At 59.8% G+C, this 25,418-nt stretch carries 20 protein-coding genes; 11 read left to right on the top strand and 9 right to left on the bottom strand.

The window, feature by feature from the left end; genetic code table 11:
- Positions 1 to 585: 585 nt before the first annotated feature.
- Positions 586 to 1,554, top strand: coding sequence for an aldo/keto reductase (locus FHT86_RS35150; protein ID WP_133704538.1), 969 nt, complete (start codon positions 586 to 588; stop codon positions 1,552 to 1,554).
- A gap of 29 nt (positions 1,555 to 1,583) precedes the next feature.
- On the top strand, positions 1,584 to 2,408 hold the full coding sequence (locus FHT86_RS35155) for an aldo/keto reductase (RefSeq protein WP_133704537.1): 825 nt from the start codon (positions 1,584 to 1,586) through the stop codon (positions 2,406 to 2,408).
- 28 nt (positions 2,409 to 2,436) lie between these two features.
- On the opposite strand, the gene FHT86_RS35160 is transcribed toward FHT86_RS35155, so the two are convergent.
- Positions 2,437 to 2,739 (bottom strand): Dabb family protein, encoded by a 303-nt coding sequence (locus tag FHT86_RS35160; protein WP_133704536.1) that lies wholly within the window; start codon positions 2,737 to 2,739, stop codon positions 2,437 to 2,439.
- 192 nt (positions 2,740 to 2,931) lie between these two features.
- Positions 2,932 to 3,210, bottom strand: a complete 279-nt coding sequence (locus FHT86_RS37695) for a hypothetical protein (RefSeq protein ID WP_210298191.1) — start codon at positions 3,208 to 3,210, stop codon at positions 2,932 to 2,934.
- 96 nt (positions 3,211 to 3,306) lie between these two features.
- Between FHT86_RS37695 and FHT86_RS35170 the strand changes: the two genes are divergently transcribed.
- The 3 genes from FHT86_RS35170 to FHT86_RS35180 all read left to right on the top strand — a co-directional run bounded on the left by FHT86_RS35170 (position 3,307) and on the right by FHT86_RS35180 (position 10,262).
- Positions 3,307 to 5,772 (top strand): glycoside hydrolase family 2 protein, encoded by a 2,466-nt coding sequence (locus tag FHT86_RS35170; RefSeq protein ID WP_133704534.1) that lies wholly within the window; start codon positions 3,307 to 3,309, stop codon positions 5,770 to 5,772.
- Positions 5,773 to 5,792: 20 nt separating this feature from the next.
- A complete protein-coding gene (locus tag FHT86_RS35175; RefSeq protein ID WP_133704533.1) occupies positions 5,793 to 6,857 on the top strand; it encodes a S66 peptidase family protein in 1,065 nt (354 codons plus the stop codon).
- A gap of 150 nt (positions 6,858 to 7,007) precedes the next feature.
- On the top strand, positions 7,008 to 10,262 hold the full coding sequence (locus FHT86_RS35180) for a GH36-type glycosyl hydrolase domain-containing protein (protein WP_133704532.1): 3,255 nt from the start codon (positions 7,008 to 7,010) through the stop codon (positions 10,260 to 10,262).
- Positions 10,263 to 10,457: 195 nt separating this feature from the next.
- Here the strand turns inward: FHT86_RS35180 and FHT86_RS35185 are convergent, their stop codons facing one another.
- From FHT86_RS35185 to FHT86_RS35195, 3 genes are all read right to left on the bottom strand, one after another.
- Entirely contained in the window at positions 10,458 to 10,862 is a 405-nt protein-coding gene (locus FHT86_RS35185; protein WP_183869037.1) for a cupin domain-containing protein, read from the bottom strand.
- 104 nt (positions 10,863 to 10,966) lie between these two features.
- Positions 10,967 to 11,683 (bottom strand): nitroreductase, encoded by a 717-nt coding sequence (locus FHT86_RS35190; RefSeq protein WP_133704531.1) that lies wholly within the window; start codon positions 11,681 to 11,683, stop codon positions 10,967 to 10,969.
- Positions 11,684 to 11,847: 164 nt separating this feature from the next.
- On the bottom strand, positions 11,848 to 13,083 hold the full coding sequence (locus FHT86_RS35195) for an MFS transporter (protein WP_133704530.1): 1,236 nt from the start codon (positions 13,081 to 13,083) through the stop codon (positions 11,848 to 11,850).
- 140 nt (positions 13,084 to 13,223) lie between these two features.
- Between FHT86_RS35195 and FHT86_RS35200 the strand changes: the two genes are divergently transcribed.
- The 4 genes from FHT86_RS35200 (at position 13,224) to FHT86_RS35215 (ending at position 19,364) form a co-directional block, all read left to right on the top strand.
- Entirely contained in the window at positions 13,224 to 14,123 is a 900-nt protein-coding gene (locus FHT86_RS35200) for a LysR family transcriptional regulator (RefSeq protein ID WP_183869039.1), read from the top strand.
- 36 nt (positions 14,124 to 14,159) lie between these two features.
- On the top strand, positions 14,160 to 14,819 hold the full coding sequence (locus FHT86_RS35205) for a DUF2161 domain-containing phosphodiesterase (RefSeq protein WP_133704529.1): 660 nt from the start codon (positions 14,160 to 14,162) through the stop codon (positions 14,817 to 14,819).
- Positions 14,820 to 15,096: 277 nt separating this feature from the next.
- The gene (locus FHT86_RS35210; RefSeq protein WP_133704528.1) at positions 15,097 to 16,602 is read left to right on the top strand and encodes a DegQ family serine endoprotease; all 1,506 of its coding nucleotides are present in this window, start codon (positions 15,097 to 15,099) and stop codon (positions 16,600 to 16,602) included.
- Positions 16,603 to 17,195: 593 nt separating this feature from the next.
- Positions 17,196 to 19,364, top strand: coding sequence for a GGDEF and EAL domain-containing protein (locus FHT86_RS35215; RefSeq protein ID WP_166656688.1), 2,169 nt, complete (start codon positions 17,196 to 17,198; stop codon positions 19,362 to 19,364).
- A 135-nt stretch (positions 19,365 to 19,499) separates the two neighbouring features.
- Here the strand turns inward: FHT86_RS35215 and FHT86_RS35220 are convergent, their stop codons facing one another.
- Positions 19,500 to 19,769 carry a hypothetical protein gene (locus FHT86_RS35220; protein WP_133704526.1) on the bottom strand — a complete coding sequence of 90 codons (270 nt, stop codon included), beginning with the start codon at positions 19,767 to 19,769 and terminating at the stop codon, positions 19,500 to 19,502.
- Between the two features lie 21 nt (positions 19,770 to 19,790).
- Entirely contained in the window at positions 19,791 to 19,994 is a 204-nt protein-coding gene (locus FHT86_RS35225; RefSeq protein ID WP_133704525.1) for a hypothetical protein, read from the bottom strand.
- 316 nt (positions 19,995 to 20,310) lie between these two features.
- Here FHT86_RS35225 and FHT86_RS35230 point away from each other — a divergent pair, with 316 nt between their 5' ends.
- Both FHT86_RS35230 and FHT86_RS35235 read left to right on the top strand, forming a co-directional pair.
- Positions 20,311 to 20,946 (top strand): J domain-containing protein, encoded by a 636-nt coding sequence (locus tag FHT86_RS35230; RefSeq protein ID WP_133704524.1) that lies wholly within the window; start codon positions 20,311 to 20,313, stop codon positions 20,944 to 20,946.
- Positions 20,947 to 21,183: 237 nt separating this feature from the next.
- Positions 21,184 to 21,897 carry a DUF899 family protein gene (locus FHT86_RS35235; protein ID WP_133704523.1) on the top strand — a complete coding sequence of 238 codons (714 nt, stop codon included), beginning with the start codon at positions 21,184 to 21,186 and terminating at the stop codon, positions 21,895 to 21,897.
- A gap of 26 nt (positions 21,898 to 21,923) precedes the next feature.
- Here FHT86_RS35235 and FHT86_RS35240 read toward each other — a convergent pair whose 3' ends face one another.
- A complete protein-coding gene (locus tag FHT86_RS35240) occupies positions 21,924 to 23,894 on the bottom strand; it encodes a PAS domain-containing sensor histidine kinase (RefSeq protein ID WP_133704522.1) in 1,971 nt (656 codons plus the stop codon).
- A 178-nt stretch (positions 23,895 to 24,072) separates the two neighbouring features.
- Complete coding sequence (locus FHT86_RS35245; RefSeq protein ID WP_133704521.1) at positions 24,073 to 25,215, bottom strand: M24 family metallopeptidase; 1,143 nt, start codon at positions 25,213 to 25,215, stop codon at positions 24,073 to 24,075.
- Positions 25,216 to 25,418 lie beyond the last annotated feature (203 nt).

The raw sequence follows: 25,418 nt of genomic DNA on the forward strand, positions 1-25,418 counted from the left end.
AATTTTATACGTGCGAAGTCCCGGCGGCTCGGCCGTACGCGCGGAGCCAAATGCTGCTACGGATGCTTCGAGCACATCCGCCTATTAGATGTTTCTTTCATTAGACATGCCGTATGTATGCATGTCAATGATATATCAGAGCCACCAGATGCGATGCACTCCGTCGTACACGGAATACTGTCGAATTTTCTCCAGCTTCCGTGCCTGCAACTCTCCGTCGCAGCCATCGCGTGTGAGATGCCGGTCGTTTTGATAGCTATCTGTGTATGTACGAGAGGTGCCGCCAACCTAAGAAGCCTCGCGCTCGCAGAGACGTCTCCTTGAATAGGTTTACATTCACAGCAACTCACGATCCGTGAAAATACGATCGGATATCTTGACAAGAATGGTCGCTTTGCGCCAATGCTGACACTCCATTCCTTTCTGGCAATCATCAACGCGCCCTCTACATCCTCTTCCGTGCCGAACGGAGGGGACAGGCAGCGGCATGATGCGGCCAAGCGTTCCGGAAGGCCTTTCGGAACTATCTCTTACCGCCGACCCCATCCGCACGATTGTTTCAAAGCGAAACTTGGAGGAAAGACCATGAAAATCGTAAGACTTGGCAAGACCGGACTTGAAGTCAGCCGCATTTGCTTCGGCTGCATGTCCTTCGGCAAGCAGACCGAAGAGCGCCCTTGGGTGCTAGGCCTCGACGAGGCGCGGCCGCTATACAAGCGCGCCTGGGACGCCGGCATCAATTTCTTCGATACGGCGAACGTCTATGCGCAGGGCACGAGTGAGGAAATCACCGGCGTACTGCTGAAGGAACTGGCGCCGCGCCAGGAAATCGTCCTTGCGACGAAGGTCTTCGGCCGTATGCGTCCCGGTCCGAATGGCCAGGGCCTGTCGCGCGCCGCCATCCTCGGCGAAATCGACAACAGCCTGCGCCGCCTCGGCACAGACTATGTCGATCTCTACCAGATCCACCGCTTCGATCCCTTCACGCCGGTGGAAGAAACGATGGAAGCGCTGAACGATGTCGTTCGCGCCGGTAAGGCGCGCTATATCGGCGCCTCCTCCATGTGGGCCTGGCAATTCGCCAAGCTGCAGCATGCCGCCGAGCTCAACGGCTGGACCAAGTTTGTGTCGATGCAAAACCAGGTCAGCCTCGTCTACCGCGAGGAAGAGCGCGAGATGCTGCCGCTCTGCAGGGACCAGGGCATCGCCACCCTGCCGTGGAGCCCACTCGGCGGCGGTAAGCTGACCCGCCCCTGGGGTACGGAAACCAAGCGTGCCACGACCGATCGCTACAATAAGACGATGTATGAAAAGGCGAGCGATCAGGAAATAGTGGCCGCCGTCGAAGCCGTCGCTAAGGCCCGCGGCACGAGCATGGCGCAAATTGCCATGGCGTGGGTGCTGCAGAAGCCTGAAGTGACTTCGCCCATCGTCGGCGTCAGCAAGATGAGCCATCTGGAGGATGCGATCGCCTCGGACGAGCTTGTCCTCAGCGCCGATGAAATCAAGGCGCTGGAGGCCCCTTACAAGCCTCAGCAGGTCGCCGGCTTCTGATCGAGCAATACGAAGAGAGAAACAAAATAATGAGTACCGAACCAGTGGTCGCCGGTATCCCGCAGATGGGCTACGGCACATGGAACCGCCCCTCCGAAGAGGCCTATCAGGGCGTCATCTGGGCGCTTGAGGCCGGTTGCCGACATATCGATACGGCCCAGGGCTACAACAACGAACAGGATGTCGCCCGCGCCATCAAGGCTTCAGGCATTCCGCGCTCTGAAATCTTCATCACCACCAAAGTGAAACCCGAGAATTTCGGACCTGGGCAGGTCGGCCCGTCGATCAAGGAAAGCCTGGAGAAGCTGCAAACCGATCAGGTCGACCTGTTGCTGCTTCATTGGCCGTCGCCGCAGAACAAATACCCGTTGGAAGACTATGTCGGCCAGTTTCTCGCTGCTTTCGATGCCGGCGTCGCCAAGCGCATCGGCGTATCCAACTTCACCAAGGCGCTAATCGACGAAAGCGTCAAGCTGTTTGGCAATCGCACCATCACGACCAACCAGGTCGAGTGCCACGTCTACATGCAGAACCGGCCGATCGTCGATCATTGCGAAAAGCTCGGCATCCCGATCACCGCCTATTCGCCGCTCGCTCGCGGCGCTGTCGTCGGCGATCCCGTGCTGGAGGAGATCGGCAAGGCGCATGGCGCGACCGGCGAGCAGATTGCGCTCGCCTTCCTGATGGCCAAGGGCGCAATCGTCATTCCGTCCTCGGGCAAAAAGGAACGCATCATCTCCAACTTCGAAGCCCGCAAGATCGCGCTGACACCAGCGGAGATCAAGCGCATCGAAGGTCTGGAGAAGGGCATGCGGCTGGTCAACGGCTCCTGGTGCCCGGTCTGGGACGTATAAATCCGAAATGCGACCGGCGGAGACGGCATCAACCGTCTTCGCCTAGCGAGACATAGTCGAGTTCGATAAAGGCTTCGACTTCCGGTAGCCAACGCTCCTGCACGAAGGCGACGTGGACGGGATGGCTATTATATCCGTCATAGGCAGCCTGGTCGGCAAAGCGCATGGAAAAGCCGAAATCGAAATCGGCCTTGGTACCGACTTGATGCATCCGCTGGAAATCCTGGACACCGGGGATATCGGCCAGGGCCACTGCGTCTTTCAGGAAAGCGATTTCGGCGGGCGACGCTTTGGGATGCTTGAGGCGAAACGCGACCGTATGGGTTATCATCAATCTTCCAATCTCTAAAAGCTCTTCCAATATCGCGAGAAGGCCCCGATATTGCCGATAGCGTGGATGACGCCATGCAGCTTCGCCAAGCCTTTCAATCGCCCGATCAGCGAATAACCCGGCTTCGTCGGCTTGTCGACACCGTCGTCGTTCGCCGGCGCGCTTCAGCATCCCGCCCATGCTTGACATCTCTTATTGACCAACAATACCCTCTTCGCAGTTGGAGGATGCATGGCAATGGAAACCGCTCAGATCGAGGACGAGGGATCGGCGGTAGACCATGTGCGCGGCCACCAGCTTCGGCTCGGCCGTAAGGCCCGAGGTCGGATTGATGGGGTATTCGCTGGTCTCATGATCGTGAATGTGGGGGTCGGCAAGCATTCCCCTGCGGCTGTCGAAAGCTCCTGTGACGAACATTGCGACATCATCGCCGCGTTGAAAAAGCGGGATCGCATCGTCCATGCTTTTCATAAGAACCGTCATCTTCATGCCGCGCCGCAGTTCATTCAGCCTTCCAAAGAGCCACGGCAGATTTGACACAATCCATTTCATGACGGACCAACAATCATGCAGAAACTGGTATTAAACACCGGCTGGACCGTTTCCCGCCTTCACGCGCCTTCCACCGCCCCCTCGCTACCGGTGACGATCCCAGCGACCGTGCCGGGGAATGTGCATCTCGATCTGCTATCGGCCCGGCTGATCACCGACCCCTATCTCGATGTCAATGAGATCTCCCATGACTGGATCGGCCGCTCGACCTGGCGTTACCGTCTGGTCTTCGACTGGGACGACCAGGAGGCGGAACGGATTGATCTCTCCTGCCTCGGACTCGATACGGCGGCACGGCTGGAGCTGAATGGCGTATTGCTCGGGGAAACGCGCAACATGCATCGCAGCTATCGTTTCGACATTCGCGAGCAGCTCAAGGAAGGCCGGAACGAGCTGATCGTCGACTTCGAATCCGCCTACGCCCATGGCGAGGCGGTTCGCAGTGCACTCGGTTCGGCCGCAGACATCCCGGCAAACTATCCCGGCCCCGGCCACCTCATCCGCAAAATGGCCTGCAATTTCGGCTGGGACTGGGGTCCCACCGTCGTCACAGCAGGCATATGGAAACCGATCGCCATCGAGAGCTGGTCGAAGGCCCGTCTCGGCGCCATTCGCCCTGATATCACCCTGCAGGGCGGTGACGGCGTCGCGCGCCTGCGCGTCGAAATGGAATGGGCTGCCGAGGGCACGGATAGCGCAGCTCTAGTGATGTCGATCGCCGGCAAGCGCTCCGAAGTGCGGATTGCGCAGGGCGAGACGCATGCCCTGGTGGAATGCCGCATCGACAATCCGCAAGTCTGGTGGCCGCGTGGGCTCGGCGACCAACCGCTCTACGATCTCGATCTTCATCTGCTGGGTTCTGATGGTGCAACTCTCGACCGCTGGCAACGCCGCGTCGGCTTCCGTTCCGTGCGGCTCGACACGACGCCCGATGAGATCGGCTCCGCCTTTACTCTCGTCGTCAACGACGTGCCGGTCTTTGCCCGCGGCGCCAACTGGATTCCGGACGATTGCTTCCTGCCGCGCGTGACACGGGAACGCTATCGCGAGCGGATCGCCCAGGCGCGGGACGCCAACATGAACATCCTCCGCGTCTGGGGCGGCGGCATTTACGAGACCGATACTTTCTACGAGGAATGCGACGCCGCCGGCATCATGGTCTGGCAGGATTTCCTGTTCGCCTGCGCAGCCTATCCCGAGGAGGAGCCGGTCTACGGCGAGATCGAGGCGGAGGCGCGCGAGGCGATCACGCGACTGATGCCGCACCCCTCGCTGGTGCTGTGGAACGGCAACAACGAAAACATCTGGGGCTATTTCGACTGGGGTTGGCAGGATGTGCTCGCCAATCGTCCCTGGGGCGCCGGGTATTATCTCGACCTCTTGCCCAAATTGGTCGCCGAGATCGATCCGACGCGACCGTATTGGCCGGGAAGTCCCTATTCCGGCTCGATGGATATTCCGCCGAACGCCGATGAGCACGGCTGCAAGCACATTTGGGACGTCTGGAACGAGGTCGGATACGAGACCTACCGCAACTATATTCCGCGTTTCTGCTCCGAATTCGGCTGGCAGGCGCCACCGACCTACGCCACGCTTGTCGAATCCGTGCGGGAGAAAAATCGCGCCCCTGCCTCCCCCGGCGTCCTACATCACCAGAAGGCAACCAGCGGCAACGACAAACTGATCAAGGGATTGGAAGACTGGTTTCCAGCTCCGGAAAGCTTCGACGACTGGCTCTTCGTCACACAGCTCAACCAGGCACGCGCCATTAGCTTCGGCGTCGATCACATGCGCTCGCACCGCCCCACCTGCATGGGCGCGATCGTCTGGCAGCTGAACGATTGCTGGCCGGTGACCTCCTGGGCGGCGGTCGATGGCGCGGGCCGAAAGAAGCCGCTCTGGTATGCCCTGCGCAACAGCTATGCGCCGCATCTCCTGACCATCCAGCCGCGTGGCGACGGTCTCTCCGCCATCGCCGTCAACGATACCACCCTGTTCTGGCGCGTGCCCTTCACCGTCGAGCGCTTCGATTTCAACGGCACGCTTCTCGCCAGCCACTCTGTCTGGCGCATTCTCTGCGACCGCTTCGAAAATGCCGAGATCGCGATCCCGAAGGATGTGGCGACGCCGGGCGATCCCAAGCGCGAGTTCCTGCGCGCCCGCCTCGGCGATGCCGAGGCCTGGTGGTTCTTCGAAAAGGATATCAAGCTGCAATATCCGGAGCCGCGCTTTGACGTTCAGACGGCGCAAATCTCCGAAGGTGCCGCGGTGACGATCAGGGCGCAATCCTTCCTGCGTGATCTCTGCCTGTTTGCAGACCGGCTCGGCCCGGATGCCGAGGTCGACGACATGTTGGTCAATCTGATGCCAGGCGAAAGCAAGACGTTTCGTATCAAGGGGCCGTCGAAAGAGGCTTGGGATGATGCCGATCTTTCCTCCATCGTGCGCACGGCCAATCAGGTCGCAAGCGCATTCCAGTGAGACAGAACAGGGTTAGAAAATTGGTTCCGACATCAGCCAATCGCACGCTCGTCAAGCCTCGACACCTGAAGGCCGGCGATCGGATCGCCGCTGTCTCGCCCTCCTGGGGCGGCCCGGGCACGGTGCCGGACCGCTATCTCGTCGGCAAGCGCCAGCTCGAAGATATTTTCAACGTCGCTGTCGTTGAGATGCCGCATACGCTGGCACCGGCCGATTGGGTTGCCAGCAACCCGGCAGCGCGGGCTCGGGACCTGATGGACGCATTTGCCGACCCGTCGATCGCCGGCATCATCGCCACGATTGGCGGTAGTGACTCGATACGGCTCATCCAACATCTGGACCTCGAGGTCATCCGCCAAAATCCGAAGGTGTTTCTCGGATATTCCGATACCACCAGCCTGCATCTGGCCTGTCACGCCGCCGGTCTCACCTCCTTCTATGGGCCGAGCATCATGTCGGGTTTCGCAGAAAATGGCGGCATGCACCGCTTCACCATCGACGGCGTCCGCAAGGCCCTGTTCGACGTGGAACCGATTGGGCTCATCGCGCCGAACACCGAGGGCTGGACTGCCGAGCAGACCGACTGGGGCGATCCTGTCCAGCAGCGGAAACCCCGCACCTTGCAACCCGCCGATCCGCCCCGGATATTGCAAGGACAGGGGATCGCGTCCGGACATGTGTTGGGCGGTTGCGCTGAGGTCTTGGAGATGGCGAAGGCAACAGCATGGTGGCCCTCCCTCGACATGTGGCATGGGGCCATCCTGTTCTATGAAACTTCCGAAGAGGCGCCGCCGCCCAAGCTCATAGAGTATTGGCTGCGCAACTTCGCAGCCCAAGGTGTATTGCAGCGGCTGAGTGGCATTCTGATCGCCAGACCCGATCCTGCCGGTAGTGAGACCTATCGGGCTGAGCTCGAGACTACCGTCGTCAAAGCGTTGGCGGAAGCTGGCCTGCCCGACCTTCCCGTCTTGTCTGGCCTCGATTTCGGCCACACCCAGCCAATGCTGACACTGCCCTACGGCGTGAAAGCTTCGATCGACTGTGCGACGGCGACGCTGACGCTACTGGAGTCCGGCGTCAATTGATTTCGCCACCAAGACCGCCACAGCCGATCACAGGCCGAAGCCGCTCTTGCAAGACATTGCGACCGGAAACGGCAAATTGCCTCCTATGATCGCACGGCGGCTTGTGATCTAGTGAGCTTATCCGACCCATGAATCAGCGAGACACCGGCTATGTCCTCGGAATCCAATCGTAACTTTCAGACGCCACGGCGCGAAGAACTCGGTCTTTCCACACTTACAAATGGCGCCGGCCTGTCGGTATCGGCGCTGCCGAACGGCACGCTATTTGCCATCGACTTCGCCGACCAGCAGGGAAGCGTCATGATCAACCAAGTGCTGGGATCGCCTGTTTACGGCGGGATCGGGCGCCTCTATCTGCGCACCGGCGGTTCGCAGCCTGAAGTCGCCGAAATCGTCGGTCCAAAGGCTGCGGCGCGCTTCGGCCATGACATGACGAGTTTTTGCTGGAGCGGTGAGACTGCCGGTATCAGGCATACGGTCCGGCTGCAACTCCATGCCAGCGACACGGCCTGGTTCTGGCAGGTCTCGCTTGAAAATACGACCAATGTGGCGCTTCCGGCCGATCTCGTGCTGATCCAGGACGTCGGCCTTGGCGATCGCGGTTTCCTGATGAACAGCGAAGCCTATGCTTCGCAGTATATCGACCATCATATTGCCGATCATTCCGCCTTTGGCAAAGTCGTGATGAACCGGCAAAATCTCAAGCAGGGCGGCGGACGCAATCCGTGGCTGGCGCAAGGCTGCCTCGATGGAGCGGCGGCCTATGCCACGGACGCGATCCAATTGGTGGTGCCGGCCCGCAGCGGCGATGCGCAGATGGTCCCGAGCTTCGGCGAAAGCCTGCCGAGCACGCGCCGGCAGCACGAGGTAGCCTGCCCGGCGCTCCAATCGAAGCCGCTTACGCTTGCACCAAATACTATCGCGACCACAACATTCTTTGGCTTGTTCGTTGCCAATCACCCGGCAGCCTCCAGCGATGCCGACCTTGCACGCCTTGATGCCCTACCGAAGGCGCTTGGCGAACTGACGGCGGCGGATATTGCCGGCGACCTGCCGGTTCGCAGCCTGGTGCAGGATGCCCCCCTGTTCGTAACCGAGCCTTTGGACGACGCGACGATCGATCGGCTTTATCCCAAGCGGATGCTGGAAGAACGTATCGATGGCCAGCTCTATTCCTTCTTCGTGCCGGACGGCTCACTTAACCGCCATGTCGTGCTGCGTGAAAAAGAACGCGCCGTGGCCCGCCGTCACGGCGCCATCGTTCGCAGCGGCCAGAACATGCTGCTGGACGATCAGACACTGGCCGCAACCTGCTGGATGCAGGGCATCTTCGCCGCGCAGTTGACGATCGGCAATACGTCTTTCCACAAGCTCTTCTCGGTCTCCCGCGACCCCTACAATCTGACGCGGGCTAGCGGCCTGCGCATCCTCGTGGATCTCGGCGAAGGCTGGCATCTGCTTGGCGTCCCCGCCGCCTTTGATATCGGATTGAGCGATGTCCGTTGGCTCTACAGGCTTGCCGGCCGCACCATTACCGTGACGGCTATCGCCTCCGGCGACGACCCCTCCATGCAGTGGGACGTCGCGGTCGAAGGCGCGGCCTGCCGCTTCCTGGTGTTCGGCCATATCGTGCTCGGCGAACGTGACTACGAAGCCGTCGCAAACATCGAGATTGACGCTGCGGCCAAGCAGATATCGTTCCGACCTCAGCCTTCCTGGCTTTGGGATCGCTATCCGCATGCCGCCTACCATCTCGTCACCTCGACGCCGGATGTTTTCGAGGTAATCGGCGGCGACGAGCTTCTCTACAGCGACGGCACGTCTCACAACGGCCCGTTCATCGCGCTCAAGTCGCACTCGACTCAAGGCTTCAGCTTTGCGATCACCGGATCGATGACCGACGCAGCGGCGGGCGAACATCTCGCCGCGCGCTACAAGGCGGGCATCAGCAGCGAGGAGATGCTTGCTGCCGCCCAACGCTTCTGGAACCATGTGACGCGCAGCCTGCGCATCGAGGGCGACGGACCCGATGTCGCTGCGCAGGCTGTGATGCTGCCCTGGCTTGCGCATGATGCGATCGTGCACTTGAGCGTGCCGCACGGCCTCGAGCAATATACCGGCGCTGCCTGGGGGACGCGCGACGTCTGCCAGGGACCGGTGGAATTCCTGCTCGCCTATGAGCACGATGCCGAAGTGAAGGAGGTTCTGAGCACCGTCTTTTCCGAGCAATACCGGGATCGGGGCGACTGGCCGCAGTGGTTCATGCTGGAACCCTATGCCAATATCCGTGCCGGCGAGAGTCATGGCGATATCGTCGTCTGGCCGCTGAAGGCGCTGTGCGACTATATCGAGGCCACTGGTGATTGCGCCTTCCTGGCCGAAACCGTGCCATGGCGCGCCGACGACACCATGCAACTGAGTGAAGAGACAGCGACGATCTCTGCGCATGTCGACAAGCTGCTCGACACTGTCCGCAGCCGCTTCGTGCCCGGCACCAGCCTGATCCGCTATGGCGAAGGCGATTGGAACGACAGCCTGCAGCCGGCCGATCCACACTTGCGCGACTGGATGGTCAGCAGTTGGACCGTCTCGCTGCTCTACGAGCAACTGGTGCGCTACGCCGCGATCCTGACGCTGGTCAGCCGGGCCGACGAGGCGGAAACGCTCAAGGAAACCGCCACTGCCATGCGTAGCGATTTCAACCGCCTCCTGATGCGCGACGGCGTCGTCGCCGGCTACGGCGTGTTCGATCCGAGCCATGATGGCGTCGAACTGTTGCTGCATCCGCAGGATACCCGCACCGGCCTGCACTATTCGCTGATCGCGATGACACAGCCGATGCTGGGCGGTGTCTTCACGCCGGAGCAGCGACACGAGCATATGAAGCTGATCAAGGACAATCTGCTATTCCCGGACGGCGTCAGGCTGATGGAAAAGCCGGCCACCTATGCCGGCGGACCGGAAACCTTGTTCCGCCGTGCCGAATCCTCGTCCTTCTTTGGGCGCGAGATCGGGCTGATGTATGTGCATGCGCATCTGCGCTACTGCGAGGCGCTGGCCCTGGATAGTGACGCCGAAGGCGTCTGGAACGCACTGGCGCTCGCCAACCCGATCTCGGTCAGCGGTCGGCTCGAACATGCGTCGCTGCGCCAGCGCAACACCTATTTCAGCAGCAGCGATGCCGCCTTCGATGATCGTTACCATGCGTCTGATGATTGGGATCGCGTCAAGGCGGGCGATATTGCCGTCGACGGCGGATGGCGCATCTATTCGAGCGGCCCTGGCCTCTACACGAAGAGCCTGATCAATAATGTCTTTGGCTTCAAGCGGCACTTCGGCAAGCGTGTCCGCGAGCCGCTGTTGCCGGCTGCCGTTTCCGAAGTCGAACTAAACTTCGAGGCGTAAACACGAAGGGAGGCGCAACAAGCGGCTCCCTTCCAATTTTGCACAATTGTGTAGCAACCGTCACCAGTCCGCTCTGTCCGGACTGAGCGGCCGGTTTGCGCCCAACGGTGGATGTTGGGTCGCGCTAAAGCGTAAACATTTGGCGCTCGCGGAACGTCGAAACCGAATTGCTCGTGCCCCCGATCTCACCCAATGTCACTTCACGGGCATGACAACCGGAGCGCCCTTGTTCTTGAGCAGCACAACGATAAATTTTGCCGGCTTAGTCTTGCTTGCGTTGCGGCTAACCAAGTGAATGTCGGAAGGACCTTCGTAGAAGGTCTCTCCTGGCGACAAGGTGACTTCTTTTTCTCCCTTGACCTGCATCACGATCGAGCCCTCCAGAACATAGACAAATGCATTGGCGTCATGTTTGTGAATGGGATCGGAACCTCCTGGCCCATACTCGACCGATATCATCAGCCCTTCCTTGCCTGGATAATTTGGAAGGTCCTTTTTCATAAGCGATGTGACGTGTGCAGTGTTTTCCGCGGCGACCGACAAAGTGCCAAAGAGGCAAACTGCAGCCGACACAAATAGCCTTAGCAAAACTGAATTCATCGTCGTAATCTCCTTAGTTGTTGAATCGTAGATGTGCGTTTGCAGAATTTCGTTTCAACTTCGAATGCTTCGGGCAGAAGCCTTCGCAGAGTGACGGCACCGTTTCATACATCCAGCAACAAATCGTCGCGCGCAGTTTGCGCCAATCGCTGAGAAGTCGAGTCGACGAACGTGACGGTCTCATTGAGCGGCGCCCGGCCCGTGCGCATGTAAGGCTCTCTGACATCCTCGTACCCGATCGACATGCCACAGAAGAGAATGAGCCCCTTGGGCGGGTTCAGGATCTCCGCGACAGTCTTGCGGTACACTGACCACGCCATTTGGGTGCAACTGTGCAACCCCTCGCCGCGCAGCAGCAGCATGATGGTCTGAAGATACATGCCGACGTCGGCCCATTGAGGCACACCCAGGTCGCGATCGATGTAGCAGAACAGGGCGGCGGGCGCGCCGAAACAATCCCAATTCGCGGAAGCAGCTCTCTGAGCTGCCTCCCAGTCGCCGTCTGCAATGCCGAGTGCGCTGTAGCGCTCATGGCCGAAGGCGGATCGGCGCTCGCGGTACGGAGACTTCAGTTCGGGCGGATACATTTCGTATTCCCGCTCGTCCCACGGGCCGTGCGCGGCCACACGTTTCCCGGCGCGCTTCTTGAGCTCGGCCAGCGCGGCGCCGGTCACCACGTAGGTGTTCCACGGCTGGAGGTTCGATCCGGACGGCGACCACGCCGCGGCGGACAGCACGCGCTCCAGCACCTCCTTCGGGATATCCCGATCGGTGAACCTGCGCACCGCCCGTCGGCTCTTGACCGCCTCATACACGTCCATAATCGTTCACCTTGCAGTTGCTAACTCCTCAGCAACCAAAAGGTACCAATTCGAGATGAGCCGGCCAATTATGCGCAGTGTTTGTCCGCCCACTATAATTGGTTAGACGAAGCCATACCGATGGTTAGGTGAAAAGTCATACCGAGGCCGTGGCTGCTTTGTACTCAGTGGCTGGGCTCGGGCGTGCGCGTCTGGATAACGGGCCGCCCGGCGCTTGCGGCGTCAGGTGCTGCCACAAAGGCCGAGCGGCGGTCGAGCGCGCTGCTCCAGAGGGTGAGGACGAGGGCAGCGGCGACCAGGATCGCACCGACCCAGGGCGTTGCGCCCAGACCTAGCGAGGATTCCACCACCAGGCCGCCGATCCAGGCGCCAGCGGCAATGCCGAGGTTGAAGGCGGCGATATTCAGCGCCGAGGCGACATCGACCGCGGCCGGGCGAACTTCGCGAGCAAGCTGAACCACATAGAGCTGCAAGCCCGGCACATTGGCGAAGGACAGGAAGCCGAGAGCCGCTAGCGTCGGAATTGCCAGCCAAGGCGAAACAGCGGTGAAGCTGAAGAGCACGAGCACGATAGCCTGGGCAATGAAGAGTCCCGTCAGGGCCTTGACCGGATTGCCGTTGGCAAGACGCCCGCCGACAACATTGCCGATGGCGATAGCAACGCCGTAGAGCACCAGGATCAGGCTGACGGCGGAGGCCGCAAAGCCGGTCACTTCCTGCAGGATCGAGGCCAGGAAGGTAAAGGCGACGAAGGTGCCGCCGTAACCCAGTGCCGTCATCGCGAAGACGATCAGCAGCCGACCGCTTCCGAGGACGCGGACCTGCTCGCCGATGCCTGCCGGCGGCGCCTTCTTCAGATTTGACGGCAGCAACAAGGCGATGCCGGCAAAGGCGATGACACCGAGGACGGCGACAGCAGCGAAGGTGGCACGCCAGCCGAAGGTCTGGCCGATGAACGTGCCGAGCGGCACGCCGGTGACGATCGCCACCGTCAGCCCCATGAACATCATGGCGATCGCCGAGGCGCGGCGGTTTTCCGGCACCAGATCGGCCGCAATAGTCGATCCGACGGAGAAGAACACGCCATGGGCGAAGGCGGACAACACACGAGCGACAAGCAACGGCCCGTAACCGGGGCTTAGAGCCGCCATGCCATTACCGACTATGAAGAGCGCCATCAGGCCGAGCAGCAGCGACTTGCGCTCGATGCGGCCGGTGAGTGCCGTGAGGATCGGTGCGCCGAAGGTAACGCCAAGCGCATAGACGCTGACGATGAGGCCGGCGAGCGGCAGGGTGATATGAAGATCGGTCGCGACGGTCGGCAGCAGACCGACAATGACGAATTCGGTGGTGCCGATCGCATAAGCCGCGATCGTCAAGGCAAAGAGAGCTGATGGCATGAGATGACCCGATCGAAAAGGCATCCGGAAGCGACCGGCTGCGCTGTTGTTGTTCGAGCGGAATATGGTCTAGCGACATTTGTTCGATAATCGGCTACATCAACCGAACACTTGTGATTTTAATTCAAAGATGAGAGCTGATGCCCGACAACCGCGCCGGTGAAATGGACGTCTTTGCCCTCGTGGCCGAGCTTCACAGCTTCTCAGCGGCGGCGCGCAAACTGCAGCTCTCGCCATCGGCCGTCAGCAAACTCGTCACCCGCCTGGAGGACCGGCTCGGTACGCGGCTTCTGGTGCGCACCACGCGCTCGCTGCAACTGACGCCGGAGGGCGAGGTCTATCTCGAACGGGCACAACGCATTCTCGCTGAAATCGAGGAGACCGAACGCATGGTTGCTGCCGGCGGCGCGGCCATTCCCCGCGGTCGGTTGCGTGTCAGCGCTTCCGTCGCGTTTGGCGTCGGTTTCGTCGTTCCCTTGATTCCGGATTTCCTGACGACTTACCCCGAAATCGAACTCGACGTCTCGCTCACCGACAGCGTGATCGACATCGTCGGCGAACGCGCCGATATCGCTATCCGCGCGGGTACGCTACGCGACAGCTCGCTGAAGGCGCGCAAGCTGCTGGAAAGCCGCCGTGTCGTCGTTGCCTCGCCCAACTATCTTGTCCGGCAGGGCCTCCCCCTGACACCCGACGATCTCGACCGCCACAATTGCCTGACCTTCAATTTCCGCCCGACCGCCGAGGGCTGGCCGTTTCGCGATCCGGCCAGCGGTTCCCATTTCGTCAGGATCGTCTATGGCAATCTGCTCGCCAATAACGGCCCGACGGTGCGCGAACTCTGTATTGCCGGTCTGGGCCTTGCTCGCATCGGTCAATATCATGTGCAATCGGACCTCGATGCAGGGCGGCTGATAGCAGTGCTCGAGGACTACAATCCCGAGGACATCGAGCCGATCCACGCCGTCTATGCCGGCCACGACCATCTTGCTGCCCGCATCCGCGCCTTTATCGACTTTCTGGCATCGCGAATCACGTAAAACAGCGCTGACCATCAGATAAGCAGAGGGCAGGATTTGGAGACGGCACTTTATCTTCCGATCAAGAATTTCCTGGAAGCAGCCGGCTACGCGGTAAAGGGCGAAATTGGCAGCTGCGATGTTGTGGGACTGAGTGGCGACGAACCAACTGTCGTCGTCATCTGCGAATTGAAGCTGACCTTCAATCTGGAACTCGTGCTGCAGGCGGTCGATCGGGCGACTGCAAGCGACGAGGTCTGGATTGCCGCCCGCGTCTCGGCGAAGGGCAAGGGGCGAGAGGGCGATCGCCGTTTTCGCGATCTCTGCCGCCGTCTCGGCTTCGGCATGCTGGCCGTTTCCGACAGCGGCACAGTTGATGTCATCGTCAGTCCGGTCGCGCCGATGCCACGTAAGAATATTCGCCGGCGATTACGTCTCGTTGAGGAACATCGGCGGCGGAAGGGCGATCCCGCGCTTGGCGGCAGCACGCGCGCGCCAATCATGACCGCCTATCGCCAACAGGCACTCGCCTGTGCAGTGGCCATTCAGAACGGCCAGCAGCGCCCCAAAGATATTCGCGCCAACGCCCCTGAAGCCGCCAAAATCCTGCGGCACAACGTCTACGGCTGGTTCGAACGGGTCGACCGCGGCATTTACGCCCTGACAGAACTTGGTTCGGAAGCGCTGAAGCGCTGGTCGCCGGCGGATGGCGCTTAAACAATAAACGTGAAGAAATTCGGGCAACGCAACATTAAATTCCAGTAATGTCTTACCAAATTGCAATATAAACATGATCAATATTTAATTTGTAAAAGTCACCAGGCGGATCATATAAATCATCAGCGCCATTTCTTCTTTCTACTACAAATTCCGCAGTAACTTCGAATAACCGTAGTTCTCCAGAAGGAATAGAAGCGGCACTCCGTTCGACGCCTGGTCCTTGACGTGGACCCAAGACGCCATATCGCCAACGATCTCGTAAGGGACATTTGCCATGACATCTCTTCTTCGCAAACATCGCGCCGCAGCCATCGTCGGAGCGGCCATCATCGTCGGCGCAGGCGCCCTGCCCTTCGCCTTCAATACCACCGCTGCCGTTGCCGCGACTGCCGAACCTGGCGGCATCATCGCCCCCGGCGGCTCCTTCGCGCCGATCGTCGACAGCGACAAGCCGGCAGTCGTCACCGTTACCACCACGATGAAGGCCACCGATACCAGCTCGGATATGGGCGACTCCCCGATGGACGAGCAGTTCCGCCAGTTCTTCGAGAACCAAGGCATCCCCGTCCCGCAAGAGCAGGCACCGCAGCATCGTCCGGCCCAGCGTGCGATGGCGCTCGGCTCCGGTTTCATCATCAGCCCGGATGGCGTCATCGTCACCAACAATCACGTCATTGAGAATGCCACCGACATCAAGGTGACGCTTGATGACGGCACCGAACTGCCGGCCAAACTTTTGGGCGCTGACGCCAAATCCGACCTCGCCGTGCTGAAGATCCAGGCGCCGAAGCAGCTTGCAACCGTCGCCTGGGGCGACTCCGACAAGCTGAAGCTCGGCGACCAGATTCTGGCGATCGGCAATCCCTTCGGCATCGGCACGACCGTCACTGCCGGCATCGTTTCGGCCCGTGGCCGCGACCTGCACAGCGGCCCCTATGACGATTTCATCCAGATCGACGCTCCGATCAACCACGGCAATTCCGGCGGTCCGCTGGTCGATCGCGACGGCAATGTCGTCGGCATCAATACCGCCATTTATTCGCCGAATGGCGGCAGTGTCGGCGTCGGTTTCGCCATCCCTTCGAATGAAGCCAAGGCGATCGTTGCAAAGCTTGAAAAGAACGGCTCGATCGATCACGGCTATCTCGGCGTTGCCATTCAGCCGGTCACGGCCGATGTCGCCGATGCCGTAGGCCTCTCACAGCCGCAGGGCGCTCTGGTCGCCAGTGTCAACGACGGAACGCCCGCTGCTGATGCCGGTATCAAGAGCGGCGACATTGTCACAGCCGTCGGTAACGAAACCGTCAAGACGCCCAAGGATCTGTCCCGCTTGGTCGCCGATCTTTCTCCGGGCGACAAGCGGTCGCTCACCGTCTGGCGCAATGGCAAGAGCGTTGATGTGAACGTCACCGTCGGCGGCAACGACGACAGCAAGCAGGCAGCCAATGACAAGGGCGACGGCAAGGTGCAGCCGTCCAATCAGCCGAGCATCGGCGTCGGGCTCGCCAACCTGACACCCGATCTAAGGCAACAACTGAACCTGCCGCACAATGTCGAAGGCGCCGTTGTCGCCAGCGTCAATCCGGACAAGTCGGCAGCCGCCGCCGGCATCCAGACGGGCGATATCATCGTCTCGGTCAACGACCAGCCGGTCCACGACGCCCACGATGTTCAGAGCGCGGTCGCACAAGCCGGCAAGGCAGGCCGCAAGTCGGTCCTGCTGCTGATCGAACGCGGCGGCGACAAGACTTTCGTGGCTGTGCCGTTCTCAGCCGCTTAAGCATCCTCTGAAAGGCGATAGCGCCTCGTCTCCTTCACGGGAGGCGGGGCGCAGGCGTATTTGGTCACAGCAATTGCGCCGGCAATTTCCGAACATCGCGTCCCAGCCGACGGCGCGGCAAGGTGCAAGCCAACCACCCTGCGTCAGGGCACTTTCGCCCGAAAGAAATCCGGGATCTCCCAGCAACCTCCATTCGCTAGGTTTCGCGCCCTTGCTTCCCGAGGGCTGTCACTGGACCTATAGCCAGCGTGCCAGTTGCTCCTTGAGACAATGCACCGTACGATACCACAGCAGGCAGGCACCTTCTGCGCCGCTCTGACCTCCAGCGAACCGGAGGCATACGATTTGCAGCAGAGCAGCCCAGTGCCACCGGTTCCCTTTTCGGAAATGAGAGATTCATGCCCGCAATATCATTTCAACTATTCGAAACGAGTTATGCGATGCCGCTGTCGTAGACAGGGGGGAATTTTCAACGGGAGCATCATTGTCAACTACTGGTTTACGATGTCGCCAGAGAAGGCTGACACGCCACACTCCCGCCACGGGCCTTTCACTGATACATAACGGTTTGCTCACACTGTGGCAAAACGTGGATGACGAGGGCAAACATGCGTAAGGCAGCAGTTGGAGAACAGGTTGCTGGGGCGATATCGGCGGATGCCGAGGAACTGATCGCCCGCCCGCGCTTGGCGGAGGAGCTTCCGCAGTCCCACGAGCCCAGCCTCGCCGAACGCTACGACTGGCTCGAGGCGATGATCAACCATGTGCCCGACTACATCTATGCAAAGGATCTGGAGGGCCGTTTCTTATTCGCCAACAAGGCCATCGTCTTGAACAATGGACTTGAGCGCGTGGAAGACATGGTTGGACTGACTGATTACGACCTCCACCCTTCGGCGGCGGCTGAGAGCATAGCCGCCATCGAACGACGCGTCATGGAAAGCGGTGAACCCGATCTTGGCTTCGAGGAACGCCGTCTGAGAGGCAGCGGCTGGCTGATGATGTCGCGCGTTCCGCTCAGGGACAAAGCTGGAAAGGTGATCGGTGTCGTTGGGGCGTCGCGGGACATCTCGGCCCGCAAACGCGGGGAAAGCCTGATGAAGGCTCAGGCCCACCTTCTCAAGGCGGTTGCCAAGGGAGTACGCCTTGAGCCGTTCCTCAGTGACGCCGCCAATCTACTCGAAGAGGTCATCCCCGGTACCGCGGCCGCAGTGCTACTGCATGACGAAGGTGCCCAGGAACTTTATATCGCCGCGGCGTCGCCATCCGCAGGCGCGGCTTCGATTTCGCCAGTAGACATCCTCGACCACCCGGCATGGACCTGCCTCGCAATCTCGTCGGGTGACGGCGCACAGCACGGCGTGCTCGCCATTCGAGGATCGACTGACCATGAAGCGAGCGTGTGGGAGTTCCTGACGGGTGTCGCACAAACGATCGGTATCGCGATCGACCGCCACTACGACGCTGAACGCATCACCTTCCTTGCCGAGCACGATGCCCTCACCGGATTGCCGAACCGTACGCTGCTCGACCGAAAGCTCGATGGTATGCTGCGGCGTGCTGACAAAACATCGAGGAAAGTCGCGGTCGTCTTCCTAGACGTCGACAACTTCAAGCTCGTGAACGACAGTCTCGGTCACGCGGCCGGCGACGAGCTGCTCAAGATCGTCGCGCGCCGGATCTCGGAGGAGATTGGACAGGACAATCTGATATCGCGCATCGGTGGCGACGAGTTTATTCTGGCGCTCCAGCAGGCCGACGAAGATTTCGTCTCGCAATTGGCGCGCATTCGCGAGGCCATCGCACGGCCGCTCACTCTGGCCGGGATGGACCTGCAACTCACTTGCAGCATGGGAATAGCCTGCTTTGCCATGCATGGCAAAACGGCCACGGAATTGTTCGCCAACGCAGATATGGCGATGTATCGCGTCAAGGAGAACGGACGAAACGGTATACAGATGTTCGACCCAGCAATGGCGGAGAACGCACGGCGGAAACTTGGACGCTCAGAGGAACTTAGACGTGCCGTCGAGAGGGACGAGTTCGTCCTGCACTTCCAGCCGCAAAAAGACATGAACTCCGGCGAGATCATCGGCGTGGAGGCGCTCGTGCGCTGGAACCATCCGACCGACGGAGTTATTTTCCCCGGGGACTTCATTCCGCTTGCCGAGGAGTCGGGCCTCATCGTTCCGATCGGAGAGGCTGTCCTGCGCAAGGCCTGCGGCCAGGCCAAGGAATGGCAGAAACAGGGGCTGCCTCCTGTGAAGATCGGTGTCAACATGTCGGCGCGGCAGTTCCAGGAACATGGCATGATCCGGCAGGTGGCCGCGGCCCTCGCCGAGAGTGGTCTTGAACCGCGGTGGCTCGAGATCGAGGTCACTGAGAGCCTGCTGATGCGCGACGTTCAGGGGGCAATTATGAAGATGCACGAACTGAACGCTTTGGGCGTCAGCCTTGCGATTGACGATTTCGGTACGGGCTATTCGAGCCTGAGTACTCTGAAACGCTTCCCGCTGTCGCGCCTCAAGATCGACCGATCCTTCATCACCGATATTCCGGACGATGCTGACGACATGGCGATCACATCCGCAATCGTCTCGCTTGCGCGAATGCTGGAGCTGGATGTGATCGCAGAAGGCGTGGAGACGGAAGAGCAGGCCCGCTTCCTCTCACAGGCCGGATGCCATGCCATCCAGGGGTACCTATTCAGCAGGCCCATCCCCGCCGAGGAGATGACGCGTGTGATGAGGGGACGGTCTTAGGGCCTTTATCTCGCCTTCAGCCACCGAACGAGATTGGACAGAATAGCCCGATGGTCCGTTAAGAGGTTCGGAGACTGTGGATGAGGTGGATGAGCTTCGCCTTAAAGAACGCGGCCTTCGCAGTCGAGTAGTTGGTTACGCGGTCGCGTGGGACAGCACTTGCAGGCCCGCCGATATAAAGGCCAACCACAGGGCTTCGCTCCAGTGATTGAAGGAGTGAGCCGAATAGCGCTGCCGCGTCAAAGCCGCGATCAGCGCCATCAACAGTGCATAAAGCTCAAAACAGCGCGCTGCCGACAGAAGGTAGTTCGACCGGGCGAACAGCGATATCAGAACCGCCACGACGCATTTTATGGCGAACCGGTTGACGGTAGCGCGCGATGTCTGGTCCAATTCAATGGCCATGCGGCAAGAGCTCTTTGGGGATCAATGGATCAATTGCATAACGCTGGCCGCGCCCACCGAGAAGACGGCGATGACACAGGCAAGCCTCAGGAAAATTCGGACATCATGGGAATGATGTGCGGCTTCGTCGATCTCCGTTACGTCATCGTTTCTCCGCGAGGCACGAAGCTCCTGTTCCAGCTGCAAATGCTGAGCGAGATATTGAATGCCATAACGAGCGTACATCTCTTTGATCCTTGTCCTGACGACGGATGTCGCGAACGGCAACCGTTGAAATCAGGCTAGAAGGACCGGCATAGTTTTTCGATTGCGGGAAACACGTCGTAAAATAAAAATCTCCTAAAGAAGTGCGGCTTTCAACAGAAGGGACGTTTCTACGTTGCGCCATGACAGTTTTTGTCCAAACTCTGCCGTGGTGATGATAGAGAAGAAGCAGGGACGGATACGAGCCGTCCGTCGGCGAACCCCGCGTTCTGCCGAAACTATCACGGCATAAGAGCTTCAGGACTTTGGACGGGGCTGAGTGGCAGCAGGAGTTGGAGTGACCGATCCATACGAGATTCTCGGCATCGGACGCGATGCGAGCGAAGAGCAGATCAAGACGGCCTATCGCAAGCGGGCGAAGACGGCGCATCCGGATTCCGGTGGCGACGTCGATGCTTTTGGACAGCTGCAAAAGGCCTACGAGCTGCTTCTGGACCCCGTGCGCCGCAAGGTGTTCGACGATACCGGCTACGACGTCGAACTGACCGACGCTGTCGATCTGCAGGCGCTGGTCGCCATCGAGAAGCTCATTACCGACATGGTTCTGGACGAACGCGAACCCGGAACCTTCGATCCGGTCGCCCATATGCGCGCCAGTCTTCTGGACGAAATCCGCAAGGCAAACTTCAGCAAGAGCGAGCTGGAGCGTCATTCCGACCGTATCCGCCTTCATCTGGATCGCTTGGGAAAACGCCCTGGCAAGGATGTCGTAGGCCACATGCTGCGCGCCCGCATCAAGGCCATCGCTACCGCAATCAGCGAAACGGAGGCAAAGATCGACGCCACGGAGCGCGCTTGCGATATGCTCGATGGCTATCTCTACGTCATGGACACACCGATGCTCGAAGAAGAGGAGCCGGCATCGGATATCGAATGGGACGAAGCGAGCGAGGCCCGCTCCGCCGCTCAGTGATCCCCGCCGGTCAAATGCCTCCGCAAACACTGGAACTTTCGACCGGCAACCGGGTTTTTCCTCCGTGTTATTGTCGAAATCCAGTGGCGCCATACGACTAGAGCATCGCACTTTCCGGTGGCATCGCCTGCAAGCGGATAAGATGCTCTAGATTGAAAAGATTAGAGCGACCTTTGTGCGTTCAAATGAACGCACGGCGCTCCAATATCGGCCAATGGATCGCACAGGGAGGACATCATGATCAGCGAAGACGGATATACGCCTGCAACGGAATTGGCACAGAGAAACGGTGTCAGGTTTCCGAACGAGAGCAGCGAATACCGGCAGGCGCGAAACGCGCTGCTGGCCGAGGAGATTGAACTTCGGCGACATATAGAACGCGTCGCGGCGCAACGGCGAGCACTGCCACCGGGCGGTTTGGTGAAAAAGCATTATCAGTTCATCAGCCCCGACGGCCCGATCGATTTCGACGATTTGTTCGACGACAAGGAGACCTTGCTGATCTACAGCTATATGTTCGGACCGGAACGGGCACGGCCATGCCCGATGTGCACCTCGTTCCTTTCGGCACTGGAAGGCGAAGTGCTCGACATCGAACAGCGAATGGCCATCGCCGTCGTGGCTCGGTCACCCATCGAAAGACTGCTCGATTTCAAAAGGGAACGCCGCTGGCAGAATTTGCCGCTCTATTCCGACCCGACAGGCGAATATAGCCGCGATTATCGAGCGCTCGGCAGCAATGGCAGCGACGATGCGGCCGTCAATGTCTTTACCCGCAGGGACGGGACGATCCGGCATTTCTGGGGTGAGGAAATGGGGCCCGTGACCGCTGACCCCGGCCAGGATCCACGCGGCGCCCCCGACCTCATGCCGCTCTGGACTATCCTCGACATGACGCCCGAGGGACGGGCAAGGGATTGGTACCCGAAGCTCATCTACGGACATGCGTGACCGGGAAGACCTTGCCTCGGAGAGGTCTATCTTCCGCCGGCAGCACTCGTAATGTTGGCGATAGGAGCCTTCGCCGCGGCTTTGGCGATCACCGAGGCAAGTTGGTTTTGGTTGAATGGTTTTGGCAAGCGGAGCAGATCGCTGTTACTGCCCGGCGGCAGCTCGGCATAGCCTGTGGCAAGGATGACCGGCAAGTCGGGCTGGCGCTCGGCGATCGCCGTGGCGAGTTCGGAGCCCGTCATCCTCGGCATCGCGTGATCGGTGATGACGAGATGAACATCATTGTGATCCTCGAGCAGCTTGAGCGCCTCTTCCCCTGAATGGGCCTGCAGGACGGTATGGCCGAGATCTTCCAGCATGAATGCCGTGTTCATCAGGACCAGTACATCGTCGTCCACGGCCAGAATGTTGAACGAACCGACGCCTGCGGACACTGCTTCCTTTGCCGGCTCTTCCTTCCTCTTCCTCGTCTCCGCCGCGACAGGAAGCCAAAGCTCGGCCGTAGTTCCTTCGCCCCTGCACGATTTCAGGATCAGCTTGCCTCCAGACTGCGCCATCAATCCCTGAACCATGGGCAATCCGAGACCTGTTCCCTTGCCGACGCCCTTGGTCGTGAAGAACGGTGTGATTGCATTGGCAAGCGTCTCCTCGTCCATCCCGTCTCCCTCATCCCTGACGGCGAGGCAGACATAGGACCCTGCTTTCAGGCCACCCGATTCATCCTTGGCAATCTCACGAAGTTTGGCGGCAATAACGAGCGATCCACCATTGGGCATCGCATCGCGCGCATTCACGGCTAGGTTCAAAAGAGCATTCTCAAGCTGATTCGCATCGGATTTCACCATCGGAAGACTGAGGGGGAAGTGGGTCTCGATCATCATCGACGGCCCCATCGAGCGCTGCAGCAGGTCAGTCATGTTGCGAACCAGCTCGATCACGTCGAGTGGCTCGAAATTGAGTTCCTGACGCCGCGAGAAAGCAAGCATGCGCTGCGTCAGCGCCGCGCCGCGTTGTGCGCCCTGAATGGCATTGTCGATCAGTGGGGTGATGTTGGGATTGTCAGCGATACGCTTGCGCATGATTTCCAGGCTCCCCAGAACGGCCATCAGCAAATTGTTGAAATCGTGGGCCATGCCGCCGGTAAGCTGGCCAACGGCTTCCATCTTTTGCGCCTGAAACAACTCTTCCCGCGCTTGTTCGAGCGTGCGCTGCGTTTCCCTCTTTTCGGTAATATCGCGAGTGACCTTCGCGAACCCTAAAAGTGAGCCGTCACTCTCGCGTATGGCATCGATGACGACGCTGGCCCAAAATCTGGATCCATCCTTTCGCACCCTCCAGCCCTCATTTTCGAACCGCCCGACTTTGGCGGCAATATCGAGCGCCTTCCTCGGAAGCCCTACCGCACGATCTTCCTCCGTATAAAAGCGGGAAAAGTGCTGGCCGAGTATATCTTGCTGCGTATAACCTTTGATGCGTTGCGCACCCAGGTTCCAACTGGAGACATAACCTTGGGGATCGAGCATGTAGATGGCATAGTCAGCGACACCCTGAACGAGGATGCGAAACTGCTCTTCACTCCGTTTGAGCTCGGCTTCCGCTTTTTTCCGCTCGGAAAGATCGCGCGTAATCTTTGCAAATCCCAGCAAATCGCCCTCCGCGTTTCTGATCGCATCGATGGCCACATGAGCCCAATATCGCGAACCATTCTTTCGCAGATGCCATCCTTCGCCTTCGAACCGCCCCGTTTCAGCAGCCATTTTCAGCACCCTTTGGGGCAGACCCGCCTCACGATCTTCGGGAATGTAAAACCGCGAGAAATGTTCGCCGATGATTTCGGCTTCCGTGTACCCCTTGGACCGCTGAGCACCGATGTTCCAGCTTATGACAAGGCCATGCGGATCAAGCATGTAAATGGCGTAATCTGTAATGGCATCGACGAGGAGTCTGTAACGCCCCTCTATCGTGGACGACTTTGCGGCGCTGACGGTGGCGGTCATGCTGTCCTCTGACGTTTTCCAACGGCAGTAAACTACGGAAACGCCGTTTGGTTCCCGAAGGGCACGGACCCTTATCAAGAGTTGCAGGCCCGAATACGTTTTAGGTGCAGCCCAAAGGCCTGTCGCCGCGATAGGCATTCAAAGCTGAGAAGCTTGCGCGCCCCATGTTGGCCGTCGATTACGAAAAAGGCTCGGTTGGCCCCTTGGCGGGTTTGGTGAACCAATGCGAGCCTTCTGGCGTCATGTGGATATGATCCTCCAGTCGAATACCGAACTTGTCGGGAAAGACGATCATAGGTTCGTTGGAAAAGCACATGCCGGCGGCGAGCGGCGTGGCATTGCCGCGGACGATATAGGGCTCCTCGTGGATCTGTAGACCGAGACCGTGGCCTGCGCGGTGGGGCAGCCCGGGGAGGCGGTAGTCGGGACCGAGGGCATGTTTTGAAAGCACCAAACGCGCCGCATCGTCGAGGCTCGAGCAGAGTGCGCCGAGCTTGGCAGCATCGAAGACCGCCTGCTGCGCCTCCCGTTCGATCACCCAGGCCGCTTCGAATTCGCGGTTGCCACTTTCGAGTACATAGGTCCGGGTGAGGTCGGAATGATAGCCGTCGATCTGGCAGCCGGTATCGACAAGCACGACGTCGCCTGCTGCAAGCGTCTGATCGCCGTCGGCGCCGTGCGGCAACGAAGTCGCTGTTCCGAAGGAAACGATACAAAAGGTCGAGCCGCCGTCGGCGCCGGCCTGTCGATGCCGGCGGTCGATGAAGTCGACGACTTCCGAAGCCCTGATACCGGGTTTCATCAGCGCATGCGCTTGCTTCTGCACATCGAGCGTCAAGTCCATGGCATATTGAATGAGGGCAATCTCGGCCGGAGATTTGAGACGGCGCAGGTTTCGGATGATCTGCCCGCCATCCTTCAGTCTTTCGGCGCCGAATTCCGCAGCGAGCGCGTGATAAAAGAAGAGCGGCAAGCTGTCGTCTAGCGCAAGCGTACCGGCTTGTCCCAGCAGGCGTGACACGAGCCCGGCACTGTTCTCCTCCTCTTCCCACACCAGAATCTCGCCCGGCAGGTGCGGCAACGTTTCCACGCGACTGCGCTCGAAACCCGGAACGATGTAGTAAAGTGCGGCCGGTGTGACGAGCGCGCCGAGGAATCGTTCGCTCGGATGCCAGACGAGGCCGGTGAAATAGCGCAGGCTCTCCGTCGGGCCGAGTAGCATACCGGCAAACCCCTCCGCCTCCAGCGACTGTCTCAGCTTCGCCAGCCGGAGCTGCCTTTCATCATCGGTGATACGGGAGACGGGATGGGACCATGTCATCTTGTTTTCCAGTTCCTGTTGCGCGCGGTTTTCGTGCGGCTGGCACCGCCCCTTGCAGCGACATTAATGCGACTGTAGGCAATATGTCGACAAGAAAACGAGCAAAGCGGAGGGGCGATGCTTAGTTAATAAGAGATCCTCGGCATGCTGATACGCGGCCACATGGTCGAAGCAGGCAACCTCTGCCCTCAAGAAGGGGACAC

Origin of the sequence: Rhizobium sp. BK313, from assembly GCF_014193655.1 — a bacterium.
Classification (GTDB): Bacteria; Pseudomonadota; Alphaproteobacteria; order Rhizobiales; family Rhizobiaceae; genus Rhizobium.